Genomic DNA, 14,395 nt, shown 5'->3' on the forward strand with positions numbered 1-14,395 from the left:
ACGCGCAGGGTGTCCGGCGCCATGCCTTCGAGGTTTTTGAACGGGAAGTGCAGCGCCTTTTCGGTGCCGGGCAGGTCGTATTTGAAATCGAAGTTGTAGAACTGCGAGTTGTCGATTTTTTCGACGTCGTAAATTTCCGGGCGCAACGGGTTTCCGTCGGCGTCGAGCGAGCGGCTGTACTGCTCGAACTCCTGCAGCAGGTTGCGATAGCCGTTGTCGGCGACCTGGTTTTTGACGTAGCTGCGCCAGCCGCATTCCGGATTCCAGAAACTCTTCGGTTTCAGGCCCAGATATTTTTCGTAGATGTCGTTGGAAAACTTGATGGCCCAGCGCCCGTCCTCTTCCGGGAAGTTCGGCAGCATCGGGTGGGCGTACGGGGAGCCCATGAACTCGCACTGCCCCGCGGCGATGGCGGCTTTCAGCTTGGCCAGCACGTCCGGCGTTTTGATGGCCATTTGCTCAATCGTGTATCCGGACGCTTCGAACACATATTTATCGTTCGGCAGCTTTTCGCGGTAGGTATCGAAGATCAGCTCATAGCTGCGGCGGATGACGAATTCAAACCGCCCCTCCGGCAGATAGGCATAATTCAGATTCGCGTGATAAATCGAAACATACTTCATGGGTTTACCTTCTCATTGATTTTCGGTTTCCAACCATTGGAAACATGCAAACAAACGACCCCTGACTGACGAGATCGCACTGAATCGGGGTAACAGACCCATGGTTGGGCTGCATCAGACAGCCCCCCGAAATTATTTACTGGGCGAGAAAAATAACGACCCCACACCAGATGTAAACCCACGCTCAGGTTTCTCTGTTAAACCAACGTTGCGAGGGCCCGGTTCTCCGGAGCAGGCCGCGTTTTCCGCACGTTGGCGCTATTTTCCGTTCCACGTATATTCGGCGCCTTTGGCGAGCTTCACCGTTTTTTCGGCCTTGCCGTAGCGCAGTTTCAACGGATTTCCGTTCAGGGAGCGAATGGCGGCTTTTTTCAGCTTGCCGTTTTTCCATTCGAGATCCACTTCAAAGCCGCCGCGGGCGCGCAGGCCTTCCACCGAACCGTCGTTCCATACCGACGGGAGTGCGGGCAGCAGCTCGAGCGCGCCGTCGTGGCTCTGCAGCAGCATTTCCGCAAAGGCGGCCGTTCCGCCGAAGTTGCCGTCGATCTGGAACGGCGGATGATAATCAAACAGGTTGTTCATGGTGTTTTTGGTCAGCAGGTTTCTGAGCAGCACGTAGGCGTGGTCGCCGTCGCGGAAGCGGGCCCAGAAGTTCACCTTCCACGCCATGCTCCACCCGGTTCCGCGATCGCCGCGCGTTTCCAGCGATTTGCGGGCGGCTTCGTAGAGTTCCGGCGTGGCTGCCTGGGTAATCTGGTGTCCGGGATGCAGGCCATACAGATGGGAGGTGTGGCGATGGTCCACGTCGGTTTCTTCATAGTCTTCGATCCACTCCTGCAGGCGGCCGGTCTTCTCGCTGATCTGCAGCGGCGCCAGATTCGCCAGCGTTTCCTGAACCTCTTGAATAAATGCCGCATCGAACCGACCCGACGGATCGATGGCGCGGTTCGCCTCAATCACCCCCGTAAACAAGTCGTGAATAATTTCGAGGTCCATCGTCGCGGCATAGGTGAAGTCGGTCTTGTCGCCGTTCGGCAGGAAGAAATAGTTTTCGGGCGAGTGCGACGGGATACTGACCAGCTTCCCGGCCGCCGGCGTGCCATCCGGAGCAACCACCAGGAAATCGAAGAAAAACCCGGCCGCGCCCTTCATCAGCGGATAAGCGCGGGTTTCGAGGAATTCCCGGTCGCCGTTAAAGCGGTAGTGTTCCATCATATCGCGCACGGCCCAGGCCGCCCCGAACGGCCAGATTCCGTGCACACCATCGGCCGGCGCGGTAAAGCCGTAGATGTCGGACAGGTGGTGAACCACCCAGCCGCCGGCATCATAATGCACCTGGGCCGTGTGCCGGCCGGACTCCACCAGGCTTTCGAGATAATCGAACATCGGCAGATGGCATTCCGACAGGTTGCACACCTGCGCCGGCCAGTAGTTCATCTGGAAGTTGATATTGAAATGGTAATCGCTGTTAAAGGGCGCATGGATGGATTGGCACCAGACCCCCTGCAGGTTGGCCGGCAGACAGCCCGGCCGCGAGCTGCCGATGAGCAGGTAGCGACCGAACTGGAAATAAAGCACTTCGAGCTGCGGATCAAAAGCCCCGGCCTTGATGGCCTGCAACCGTTCGTCCGTCGGCGTCTTCACCGCATCGGTGGTGCCCAGATCGAGTTTGACGCGGTTGAACAGCGCCTGATGGTCGGCAATATGATCCGCGCGGATCTGCGCATAGGTTTTTGACCCGATTGCATCCAGGTAGCCCGCGCACCGCGCCGAGGCATCGCCGGAAATATCGGACGGGCCGTTGTAGCTGGTTGCGGCGACAATCAGCAGCGTCACTTCATCGGCATTGGACACCTCCAGTTTCCCATCCCGGGAAACCACCGTTCCGCCATCGACGACCGGAACCAGATGCGCTTCATAATCGATGCCCAGCTTGCCGCGCACAAGCATGCGATTTCCGGCATCCGAGGTGACGGTTGCGTTTTCGCGCGAAAACTCGGCGCGGAAATCAATCTGCGCTTTTCGGTCCGCTTTCAGGTTGATGACGATCGCCTGATCCGGCGCGCTCGCAAACACCTCGCGCACATACTCCACGCCGTCGATGGTGTACTGCGTGCGGCTGATGGCGGTCGTCAGGTCGAGGTCGCGGCGGTAGCCGGACACCTTGTCGGTTTCCGGGAAATCGAGGAAGAGGTCGCCCAGCGTCTGGTAGGACTTAATCTTATACGGACGGCCCATCATCTTGCGTTTGGCCAGGCTCTTGGCTTCATTATTCTTGCCCTCAAAGAGCAGACGCCGAACGTCCGGCAGCGCGCCCAGCGCCTCCGGATTGGTATAGTCGGTCGGAACCCCGTCCCACAGCGTCTCTTCATTGAGCTGAATGCGCTCGTGGTTAATCCCGCCGAACACCATGGCCCCCAGCCGGCCGTTCCCCACCGGAAGCGCCTCCGATTCCCACATCGTCGCCGGCTTGCGATACCAAAGCGTCAGCGGCTCTTTCGGAGCGTCCGCCTCCTGGGCGAAATGATAGCCGACACCCGGGTTATTCGGCTCCGGCGGTTGCTTCGGCCACGCAAGAACCGATCCGGCAGAAAGAATGAACCGGACAAACAGCAACAGGAAAAATCGGTTGCTTTTCATCCTAAATCCGGGAATGGAACCACACAATTCCGCCAAAGCGGAAGGAATTGCCTCAGATGGATGCGGATACTCGATGAGATAAGGCGTTTTTCCCGCGCACCCACCGAAGGAAGAGCCGGTTCGGCACATCCTGTTCATGAATCTGTGTTTATCCGCGTTCATCTGTGGTTCGTTTACTTTTCTAGGTTCATTGGTTATCGATCCTCGCTCCAACCGCTTCCTTCAACTCGTTCGACCGCGGCATGGCGCGGAACCACGCGTTCCCTATCGGACTTTTCGCACGGTATTGTCGACACCATGATCTGTGATCGCGCCACGGCTTTTGACCTTGTTGGAAGATGCAAACTCGGTGAGTTCCACCGGATGCGGCGTTTGGTTAATCAGGGTAATCCCGCTCGCGGCGTTTTTGCTGCGGAGCTCGGATGCGTCGGAGTTGTCTTCGGTATAGCGCTCGCCCGTACTGCCGATCATGATCGGGCGCAATTGTTTGGGGTTGCGGCCCTCATAGGAGATCGTGATCGTATGCCCGCTCCCGACAAGCGTTGCCAACGGGTGATCCCCCATCTCATTCGGGTGGCCCATCAACTCGAGTTCGATGTCCGCATTGCGTCGATTGCTGTAGGGGATGGAAAGCAGGGGACTGAATGCGGCGTCGCCCTTGCAGTTGCGAACGGTACAGTCCGACGGAAGCCCATAGGCGGTACCGCCCGCCTCACGCACCGTGCAATCCGTGACCGTTGCACTGGAAGCCGCCGTCAGGGCAATGCAGCTGCGCATGCGGGTGAGCGTACAGTTTTCAAGCGTCACATATCCGGTCGCGCGCTCCTCTCCATCCTTATTCACGCCGCGGACATACGCGCGAATTCCATCCTCCGTCAGACTCAGCATTTCGCCTTTCGGAATGGGCTGCCCCTGTTTCCAATCGGGAAACATCATTTTATAATCATGCTCTTTGGCAAGGCCGCTTGTCTCCGCATAGATTTCATCGGTCCGTCGCAGCATCCCCAGCATGTTCACCTTGCGAAACACCGCATCCTGCGCCCCGTGCAGATGAATCCCGTGGCCATAGGAAAACACCTTGAACGCGCAGTTCTCGACCAGGATCCGATCCCCCATCACCGACATCAGCGCATGCTTTTTCAGCCGGGCAACGGCCCCGCGCCCCTTTCCGTACAGATCCCCATATCCAAACGGAGATGAGCCGCGAATCGTGACGGAGCAGTCCTTCATCGTGAAATCGTTTCCGTCGATCACAAATTCATTGGCGCCGCGCGGACCGACCTGCTCGCCGATATCCTCAAATTCACCGCCCACAAACGTAATGGAGTCGCCGTAGATCCGGAACCCCATGTAGCCATGCGGATTTTTCGAGTTCGGCATATCCGCATAGACCTGCGTGTCGATTTCAATACGCACATCCGTAAAATCAAAGGTATTGTCCGAACCGCTGAAGTTGAAAATAATTCTTCGGGTCTTCAGGATAATAGCCCTTCTTCACCGTGTAGGTTCCCGGAGCGATGCGCACCTTGTTGCCGCTTTGCGCCGCATAGCTCGCCAGTTCATCCAGCGAAGAAATCTTCACCTGCCCCGCCAGCGCTCCGGCGGCAAGCGCAACGCTTACGACAAAAACCATCCGTTTCACAAACATGCTTCCCACCTCTTCCTTACCAATCCATCCGCAACGTCTTCGGCTCGCCGGACGCCAACTCAACCGTCTGCACAACCTTCGGGCAACAGGGCGTCGCCAGCTCGATCCCCTGGTCCTTCCGCGCACGCAGCTCCACCTCGATGGCATGCGCGGCGAGATCCCATTCGATGGACACCTCCACGCCGCCGCGCGCCAGTAGCCCCTTGACCGACCCTTTTTTCCACGCCGTTGGCAGCGCGGGCAGCACCGTGATTTTTCCCGGCACGGAAAAGAGCAGCATTTCCTGCACCGCCGCCGTCCAGCCCAAGTTGGCATCGATCTGGTAGGGCGCCGGCGCAAAATCGACGCCGATGCCGCTGCCGCGCCAGTCGTTGTGGGTCGTGTAAAAATTATTCATCACGCAAGCGCGCGACAGCAGGCTCAGGCAATTGAGCGCGGCATCGCCCTCGCCCATGCGGGCGTAGACGTTCGCCATGTGCGCCAGCGACCAGCCCGTCTGCGAACCGAGGCCGATTTCGAGGCGCTTGCGGATCGCCACTTCAAACGCCTTGAACAGCTCCGGGTCGGCATCGCGCGTCACTTCCAGCCCCGGGAACACCGGATAGATGTGCGACTGGTGGCGGTGCGCATAGTTGTCGTCGAAAAACGGGTGCATCCACTCGCACACCGCGCCGTCGCCGTTGATCTGGTACGGCGGAATTTTATCCAGCATCGCCTGCCAGCGCTCGACCTCGTCGCCGCTTTCGACCAGGTGCGTCAGCACCTCCTTGGCCAGCGCAAAATCCATCGTCGCATTCATCGCGGTTTCCATGGAGAGCATATCCGCCGCGCCCTCGGCATAGTTGCCCGGATGGTTTTCCGGGGAATTCGACGGCGAACTCAGATAGCTTCCGTTTTCATCGACCGTGAAAAAATCCTCGTAGAACTGCGCCACCTCGCGCAGGTACGGAATGCAGCGCTCCTTCAGAAACACCTCGTCGCCCGTGTGCAGATAATAGTCGTAAAAATGCTGGCCGACCCATGCCGCCGCGCCCGTCCAGTGCAGGATGTGCGGCTGGATGTCCTTGAACAGCCCCGACGGCGGCGTCGTGATGCACGACATCAAAATGCCGCGGCACCCGTAGAGTTTTTGGGCGTTCTCGCGGAAGTCGTCCATCATGCGCTCGACATAGTCGAAGACCGGCAGCGCCACCTCCGGCATGTTGCCGGACATCGCCTGCCAATAGTTCATCTGCAGGTTTTCGTTGGCCATGTTAAAGGTCCAGTAGCCGCGGTACGATCCGCACCACTTGCCCTGCAGCGGGCACGGCCGGCTGCCCTCGCGCGAACTGGAGATCAACAGATAGCGGCCGTAGGCCCACATTTTTTCGACCATCGCCGTGGAAACCCGCCCCTGATAGGCATCCATCAGCAGCGCTTCGTTGGAGCGCTCCCGCCCCTCCGCGCCGAGGTCGAGCGCCACGCGCCCGAAGAGCTCGCCGTGCGCTTGCGCGTGCGGGGCCAGCAGGCCGGCATAATCCGTGCCGAGGCCGCGGAGCGCCTGTTTGAGCGTTTTCCACTCCTTGGCGCGTTCGCCCTTCACGAACATTTTGAGGACGACCAGCGCCCGATCCGCCTCCTTCGCCACGCGGGCGACCGCTCCGAAATCGGTGCCGTCGTCGTTGCGGGCCGCATAGAAAATCCATCCGGGTTCATCGGTGTTCACCTCGACGTTTTCCGGCAGTTTGGGATCGGGCTGGTCGCAGATATGCGCATCGAGGCGGTCGTGCAGATCCAGCGAGATCTCCGCATCCAGCGCCCCGCCCTGGCTGGTGATTTCCATCACCACGCAATCGTCGGCGCGCGAAACGAACAGCTTGCGGCAATAATCGACGCCGTTGTCGCTCCAGCCCACGCAAACCTCGCCGGTCGCCAGGTTCAGCTCGCGGCGATAGTGCTCGAAACCGCGGCGGACGGGAATCTTGATTTTGAGGTCGCCGAGCGGCAGCGGCGCACCAATGTCGGCCTGGTAGCCGGCGTCTTTGAGCGCGTTGGAAAGAATCGGGTCGGCGGCATAGGCATCGCCCTTCGCGAGGTGCTCGCGGATTTCCGGCAGCTTATGGCTGACGTCCGGCAGCGCGTTGGTGACCACCTCGTGCCACAGGTCGTCATGCGTCAGCAGCACGGTTTCGTCGTGCACCGCGCCATAGGCCGCCGCGCCCAGGATGCCGTTGCCGGAAGGCAGCGCTTCCTTCCATTGGTCGCCCTGCCATCCGGCCGGAAAATTCATTGTCAGCTTGTGGTTCATAAAACGCCCCGATCGATCGGCACTTGGGATTATCGTTTTTCGATTTCGGTAAAATAGGCGCCGCCGGCCGCGCCCTGTTTATTGTAGAGATAGGTCAGCAGCTCGGTTTCGCCGGCCGGCAGGTCGAGCTCGATCACCACGCCCGTGCAGCCCGGCTCAACGGCAACCTCTTTCGAAAGCCCGGCGATCTCCACCTTGGCCCGCACGGTCTGTTCCACCGCTTTGCCCGCCCGCTTCGGATACTGGCGCAGCGTGAAGCGGTAGCGGCCCGCCGTTTTCACGTCGACCATCCACGGGGCGGTCACGCGCGGCAGTTGGCCGATCAGGCGGAAATTCCATGGCGGGTTGCCCTGCGGCATGTACCAATCCTGCGAGCAGAGCTCGACCGGGTTTTCGGTCGGATTGCCGATGTCGAGCCGCACCGGCGTCATGCCTTGCACGACCGACTGCCAGTAGGGCTCGTAGTGCGACCACAGCTCGGCAACCACCTCCGGGTGCTCGGCGGCGACGTCGGTGAGTTGCTGCGGATCGGCCTGCATGTCGTAGAGTTCGCGCCCGTGCAGCAGGCGCCAGCGCTCGGTCAGAATGTAGGAGAATTCCTGCTTCAGGCGGTCCTCCGGAAAGGCCGCGCCGCCGTGGAACTGCAGCACCACCGGGTCGCGCTCCAGTTTATCCGCTTCGCCGCAGAGCAGCGGTTTCAGCGAAAGGCCGTCCATGATGCGGTCGTTCGGCAGTTCGATCCCGCAGAGCTCCGCCAGCGTCGGGAAGAGGTCCACGTGAACCGCCAGCGCGTCGATATCCCGCCCGCCGTCCAGCCCGCCGTCCGGCCAGCGGATGAAGAAGGGAACGCGGTGGCCGCCGTCGAACACCGACGCCTTGCGGCCGCGCATGCCGGCGTTGAACCCGCCCGCCATCGGCAGCGAATCGTTGTTCGCGAACTTGGCGCCGACGTAGGTGCCGTTGTCGGTCATGAAGATCAGGATGGTGTTGTCCTCCAGATCCAACGCCTTCAGCTTTTGGCGCAACCGCCCGAAATTGTGGTCGATGTTGACGATCATGCCGTAGTAATCGGCCAGGATTTCGCGGTCGACCTTGTCCTTATACGGCGCGGACCACTCCTCGCCGACGAGGATCGGCGTGTGCGGCGCGTTGAGCGGAAGGTAGAGGAAAAACGGCTCGTCCCGATGCTCCTCGATAAAGCGCATGCCCTCGCGGAACCAGACGTCGGTGCAGTAGCCCTCGAACTTTTCGAGCGTGCCGTTGCGCTCGTAGGTGTCGTCGAAATAGTCGTTGCCCCAGTAGTCGGAAACCTGGCCGATGCCGCCGCAGCGGTGCCAGACCACGTCCTGGAAGCCGTAGTCCTGCGGGCGATGCGGGGCGCTGTCGCCCAGATGCCATTTGCCGAACATGCCGGTCGCATAGCCGTTGTCGGCAAACAAGTTGCCGAGGGTGCGCTCCTCGGTGTGCAGGATCGAGCGGCCGGCGCTGGTGCGGTAGGCCCCGTTGCGCCCCGGATCGCGCCCGGTCATCAGCGCCCCGCGCGTCGGGGTGCACAGCGGGCTGACGTGGTAATCGGTCAAGCGCACCGACTCGCGGTGGAACCGATCGAGCGCCGGCGTTTTCAGGATCGGGTTGCCGTGGCAGCCGAGATCGCCGTAGCCCTGATCGTCGGTCAGCACGAAAACCACATTCGGTTTGGTCGCGGCCTGGGCGCCGAGCACCCCTCCGGCCACCATCAGCAGCAGCGTCCCTATTCGTTTTCCAATGACCGCTCCCATCGTTCGCTCCCTACTTTCGATTGCTTGTTTTCTCGGAAGCCGTTATCCGGCCGCCTTCTTCAACGGTCATCTCGACGGCCACGGCGGGCCCCTCCAAACCGCTGATTTTAAACCGGTCGACCTTACCATCGGTTCGGACCACTTCAATGTCATCGGCGCCGTGCGCCACAATGGATTCAATGACCGGCCGGTCCTCGTGCAGCTCGACCGCGCTCAGGAAGCGGGCTTCTTTTCCGGAGCTGCGGGTGGCGATGATCTTGCGGTGGATATCGTCGCCGCCGACCGGATAGTCGCCGCCGAGCACGGCCTTGAAGCGGACGGCGTTCTTGCCCGTTAGGTCGATCCGAAGCACGCCGCTCTTCTTGCGGTCGTTGGGTTCCGCGGCCAGCGAGGTGGCGTAGTGCTCGCCGAAGAGGGTCACCGCTCCGCCCGCATAGTCCAGGTTTTCGCCGGCGGTTTCCGCCACGTTATCCGTTTCGACGTCGAAGGGAATTGGCCGTCCGGCGGCGTCGAGCAGTTGCGGATTCCCCAGAAAGACGGTCTTCGGGCTCTTGGCCTTCTCCACCCGGGTTTCGATGGCGAGGGTTTCGACGCCCCCGACCTCCAGGTCGAGCACCGCCTTGCCGAGGATCCACGGCGCGAATTGGCCCTCGGCCAGCAACTGGCCGTCGCCGGTCACGCGGTAGAAGAGTTGCCGGGCCACCTCGAGGCTTTCGGCATAGTTGCCGACCATCACGCCCGCCTGTTTCGGCCAGAGGGAATAGTAGTCGACATTCATGACGCCGGGCTCGGAACAGGATTGCCGACCGCCCATTTCGCCCTTCGACCAATCGAGCACGAAGCCGGCCTTGACCGTGCCGGCGGTCTCGTACCAGTTGCAGTCCGTGATGAACTGCGCGCTGCCGTATGGGTCCGGGTCGCATTGCGCGGTGTGCTTGACGAACCGCTTCGTGCCGGCGGAGAGATCGACCAGCCCCTTGCAGTTGAAGAGATTGTCGAAGTCGTGCGGTTGCGTTCCCTTGAGGTAGTCGGCCATCAGCACATAGTCGTCCGTGGTCACGATCAGGCGGCGCTGGAGGATCGGCTCGGAAGGCGTTCCGGTGTCGCCCTGCGGGCGCGGGTTTTCGGGGGTCGGTAGCCAACGGCCCTCCTGCCAGGTTTTTTCTTCCGGCATCTTCAGCGCGTAGGGCGTCTGCCCGCCGTAGGGCGGATCGATCCATTCGGTTTCGATCTCGGTGGCGGAAACCTGCATCAGGTCGCCGGAGTGGAACAGGATGCGGCGGTTGTCGGCGGGTTTCTGCATGCGGTGGTCGACCACCGCCATGTTATGCGCGTCGGAGGTCTGCACCCACATTTTGAACATGAACGACCAATAGCCGTACCACGAGGCTTCGGTGCCGTAGTGGAAGCGCCCGAACCGCGAGAGCGACGCCAGGCTGGTCTTGTCGAAGTGGCCGTGGTAGCCGCCGTGGGTGCCGTAGCGCTGCACGGTCTGGATGCGCTCGCGTTCCGGCCGCCCCGCGGCCTTGGAGCGGAGCACCGCAAAGCCGATGTTGTCGGCACAATAGGATTCCGCGCCCAGCGCGCCGTCCACCGCCGGCAGGTCGACCACGCCGTAGAGCAGGTCGCGCTTTTTCATCCGCTGGAGCAACGGCACATAGGCGGGGTCGCGCCACATGTAGTAGGCCATGTCGTAGCCGAAGCCGGCTTCGTTCTTGCCGCTGGTCAGATCGATCGATACGGAATCGCTGGTCGCGAACACCACGCCGCGGTAATCGGCCATCGGCAGCACCGCATCCCAAAGATCCTTCAAGGAGCGGTAGGTGCGGGTGGACGGCCCCTGCCGCTCGAAATTCATCCCGAGAAACTCGCCGCGCATGGCCCAGTCGGAGACCATGACATACTTCCCGTATTTGGCCGGAATCTTCCAGTTTTTGACCTCCATGCCCCAAGGATCGAAGGCGATGGCGACCGAGTTGGCCAGATTGGCGGTGAGGATGTTGTAGTTGGCGGTTCCCTCGAAATAGTGGCCGTCGTCCAGGATGCCCTGCCCCAGCAGATCGACATAGCCGCCCGTGCCGTGGAGGTAGCGCTCGACCTCGGAAAAATCCTGCATGACGAGGCTGTTCAACAGCGCTCCGGCCACCAGCCCGGCCTGATGGTTGTTGCCGTCGCCCGTCATCAGGTCGGCATCGACCCAGTGGCTGTAGAGGCGGAAACACCGCTCCAGATTCCGATGGTCCCGCGGCGCGAGCCCTTCGTGGTCGTACAGCAGATCGTAGCCGCGCGCCAGATGGATGAAGAACATGCCCTGATGCACGTGCGCTCCTTTGTTGGAACGGATCTTGGTCGGGTAGCCCGTTTCCGGATTGGAAAAATCCTTCAGGAATTGGAGGGCCTTTTCGGCCAGCCCTTCATCGCCGGAGAGCTTCCAGGCGATGGCGCATTCCGCCATCTCCTGCGCGGCGCTCAAGGAATAGCAATAGGTGCCGGTGCCGATGCTTGGGACGCGCCATTTTCGGGCCGCTGCCACCAGCTCGTCGCGCGCGTCGCGCGCCCAGTCGACCGTCTCGGCTTTTTGGGCGACGTCCCGCCAGCCGGCTTCGGTATGCAGCAGGTAGGGATGCGGCAGGCGCCGAACGGTGATGAACCGAAGCGCTTCGCGCAAGTCGCCGCGCCCGTCCGGAACGACGCCGACCGTGCGGCTTTCCCGCCCGCCGGGAGCCACCGACGCGTTCATTTCAACGGAGAGGGAAACCGTTTTTCGCTCCCCGGGGGCCAGCTCGAATTGCGTCTCGGAAAGCGTCGCCGGACACGCTTCCCAACCGCTTTCTTCGACCCGCAGCGCGACCTGCCGCGGCACGCCGCTTTCGTTTTCGACGACCAGATCGTAGACCGCCGTTTCGCCCGGCTCGACCGGTTTGGATTTGACGGCCGAGGTGAGCGAAACCGCCTTGCCGGTTTTGATGCGCGGCTGGCCGATCAGCACTTCGCCCCGGCACGCGCAGTCGATGGAGACGCCCTTGATCACCCGCCAGAACGCGCCTTGGTGGTGCTTGAAATCGAAATCCCGCAACGGAAGCAGCACTTGCTGCCACCCCGCGCCCTTGAGCCGAATCGAAGAGGAGACCGAGGCCTGATAATCCGGGCGGCCGATCTTCAGGGGATAAAGGGTCACCTCGATCTCCGCCGCCTGCGCGTCCGGCAGCTGCACCTCGAATTCGAGGTAGCGGTAGTCGAACCAGTTTTCGACGGCCACTTCGTCGAGCAGGTCGGAGAACGCGGGCGTTTCCCAACCCACGTAGGTCTTGGGCTCGGTATACTCGAAGGCCGCTCTCCCCGGCGCCTTGAGGATTGCAACCGGATCGCCCGCCGGCGTCTTCCGGTCCGATGCCGCCAACCCCGACCAATGGTCCAGGCGCTGGAAATCGCCCACGTTCAGGACCTCGGCATACCCCGTCGCAACCATGGCCAAGGGGAAAAACCAGCGGAACAACCTATGACTCGCAAAACATTTCATCTCAGCAACACCCTTACCCCGAATTCGACTGCATTGTTCTTTCGCCGCAACGGGACCCTGCCCGTTGGCGGCATACGACGACAACTTATATGAAAACCTACCAGCGACGGGTTTCGCGCCCAGCACCAAGGGAGTTTCCAAGTTAACTCCGGCGGGATGCAACGCCCCGGCGCTAGCGTCGGGGCGGTTGGATGGCCCTCACCCGATTGCCCTGCCCGTGGTCCTCCACCGGACCGACCGAGTCGATCCGGCAGTTTTTGACGTTCGGCTGAAGCACGAGTTTCGCGGTCGTGTAGTTGGTGATTTTGGAGTCGACCAGCCCCAGCTTTCCGCCGCACTCGAGGCCGTTGGCGGAGTCGGGCAGCGGGCGCGTGGTGCCGTCGTGCAGGATGAACTCGCACTCGTCCCCGCAGATGATGCCGAGGCCGGAGCGCTCGGTTGCGCGGGCCCCCTCCGGCGGGCTGAGCACGGTCAGCTCGAAGAAGGCGCCCTTCGGCCGGTCGCCGCGGGTGAGGTTGAAGACCGGATTATAGGCCACATCGCTTTTGCAGTTTTTCATGACCACCTTGCCGTTGTCGCCCACGCTTAGGTCGAAAGCAAAATCGCCGCACTCGAGCACGGTCACGTTTTCCAGGGTGATGTCCCCCTCCGGGCAGAGCAACTGGAAGCAGCCGCGCAACCGTTCGACGGTGGTATCGACCACGGTGATGTTCCGGACGTTGTTGTAGGCCCGGATGCCGTCCTCGGTCAGCGGAATGATCCAATCGCGCGGAATGGGCTGCTGCTTGCGGTACATCATCTCGAAGTTAAAGTCCACCGCTCGCCCGACGCGTTCCTTGAAGATGTCGTTGGTCGGGCGCAGTGCGCCGGTGAGATAGCAGTCCTTGATGGTGACGCCGTCCACGTTGTGGAAATGGAGGCAGTGCCCGAACGACTGCTGATACACCTTGCAGCCGATCAGCGAGGTGTCGTTGGCGTTCAGGATACTCATGAAGGAGTGCTTGTTCAGCCGGCCATGGTGCGAGCTGCCTTTGCCGTAGAAATCGGTATAGCCATAGGGAATGGAGCCGCGGATCACGAAGGTGCAGTTGAAGAACCGGTTGCCGTCGCCGCAGACTTCGAATTCGCATTCCGTGGCGGCGAAATCGGGATAGGGCTTGTCGAGCACGTTGCGGAAGTAGCCGCCGATAAAGGTGTTGTTGTCGCCGTTGATGTGCCACGAATCCGCCACGTGGCTCCCCCGCGAAAGCGTGCCCTGCAACGAAACCGGGGTTTCGATCACCACGCCGCGCAGATCGAAATAGTTGTTCGATCCGTTGACCGCGAAGATGTGGTCCTGCTTGAGCAGCTGGAGTTCGCCCGATTCGTTTTTATGCTTGGCCTTGAACTGCAGCGGCGGGTCGGTCTTGGCCGCGCGATAGATGCCCGGCTTCATCCGTATTTTTTTCCCGCTCAGCTGGATCGCCTGCCGGAACTCGTCCAGCGAATCGATCAGGACATATCCCGGCCGGACCTCGAAATCCTCCGTGACCGGCTCGGGCGGAGGCGGCTCGCGCGCAATGACCTGCATCGGCGGATTTTCCAAGAACTGGAATCCGAAGCCCGGTTGCTCTTCGGGTTTTGGCGGGGCGGCTTTCGCGTTCCAGCCGGCCAACATGCCGGCCGCCGCAACCCCCCAAACAACGACCTTCTTCATGACAGATTATCTCCCTTACTCCGCCCCCCGGCAGAAACGATACAGGACCCCGCGGAAGCGCTTATTCCGCCGGGCCGAAGCTCACGCAGTCGAGACCGAAGTACGTCCCGCTGCTCTTGGGGTTCTTTCCGGCAACCTCGGCGCGCAGCAGATAGACGCCGTCGACCGGATCGAATACGCCCAGCTTAATCGCGCCGGACGGC

At 61.3% G+C, this 14,395-nt stretch carries 7 protein-coding genes and 1 pseudogene; all 8 read right to left on the bottom strand.

What is annotated here, in order from left to right; translation table 11 throughout:
- A pseudogene (locus ABYO54_RS05300) lies at positions 1-623 on the bottom strand (hypothetical protein); the annotation flags it as partial.
- 258 nt (positions 624-881) lie between these two features.
- Positions 882-3,263, bottom strand: coding sequence for a glycosyl hydrolase family 95 catalytic domain-containing protein (locus ABYO54_RS05305; protein WP_372807202.1), 2,382 nt, complete (start codon positions 3,261-3,263; stop codon positions 882-884).
- 264 nt (positions 3,264-3,527) lie between these two features.
- Positions 3,528-4,679 (bottom strand): hypothetical protein, encoded by a 1,152-nt coding sequence (locus ABYO54_RS05310; RefSeq protein ID WP_372807203.1) that lies wholly within the window; start codon positions 4,677-4,679, stop codon positions 3,528-3,530.
- 10 nt (positions 4,680-4,689) lie between these two features.
- Positions 4,690-4,911, bottom strand: coding sequence for a hypothetical protein (locus tag ABYO54_RS05315; protein WP_372807204.1), 222 nt, complete (start codon positions 4,909-4,911; stop codon positions 4,690-4,692).
- A gap of 16 nt (positions 4,912-4,927) precedes the next feature.
- The gene (locus ABYO54_RS05320) at positions 4,928-7,198 is read right to left on the bottom strand and encodes a glycosyl hydrolase family 95 catalytic domain-containing protein (protein ID WP_372807205.1); all 2,271 of its coding nucleotides are present in this window, start codon (positions 7,196-7,198) and stop codon (positions 4,928-4,930) included.
- 29 nt (positions 7,199-7,227) lie between these two features.
- Positions 7,228-8,976, bottom strand: coding sequence for an arylsulfatase (locus ABYO54_RS05325; RefSeq protein WP_372807206.1), 1,749 nt, complete (start codon positions 8,974-8,976; stop codon positions 7,228-7,230).
- A gap of 10 nt (positions 8,977-8,986) precedes the next feature.
- Complete coding sequence (locus ABYO54_RS05330) at positions 8,987-12,451, bottom strand: hypothetical protein (protein WP_372807207.1); 3,465 nt, start codon at positions 12,449-12,451, stop codon at positions 8,987-8,989.
- A gap of 217 nt (positions 12,452-12,668) precedes the next feature.
- Positions 12,669-14,192, bottom strand: coding sequence for a hypothetical protein (locus ABYO54_RS05335; RefSeq protein WP_372807208.1), 1,524 nt, complete (start codon positions 14,190-14,192; stop codon positions 12,669-12,671).
- Between the last annotated feature and the right edge of the window lie 203 nt (positions 14,193-14,395).

Source organism: Pontiella sp. (genome assembly GCF_041622395.1).
GTDB lineage: Bacteria > Verrucomicrobiota > Kiritimatiellia > Kiritimatiellales > Pontiellaceae > Pontiella.

Excerpts from the sequence above, each read along its gene's own strand:
- ABYO54_RS05325 (WP_372807206.1), bottom strand. The coding sequence starts at position 8,976 with ATGGGAGCGGTCATTGGAAAACGAATAGGGACGCTGCTGCTGATGGTG.
- ABYO54_RS05305 (WP_372807202.1), bottom strand. The coding sequence starts at position 3,263 with ATGAAAAGCAACCGATTTTTCCTGTTGCTGTTTGTCCGGTTCATTCTT.
- ABYO54_RS05315 (WP_372807204.1), bottom strand. The coding sequence starts at position 4,911 with ATGTTTGTGAAACGGATGGTTTTTGTCGTAAGCGTTGCGCTTGCCGCC.
- ABYO54_RS05335 (WP_372807208.1), bottom strand. The coding sequence starts at position 14,192 with ATGAAGAAGGTCGTTGTTTGGGGGGTTGCGGCGGCCGGCATGTTGGCC.
- ABYO54_RS05320 (WP_372807205.1), bottom strand. The coding sequence starts at position 7,198 with ATGAACCACAAGCTGACAATGAATTTTCCGGCCGGATGGCAGGGCGAC.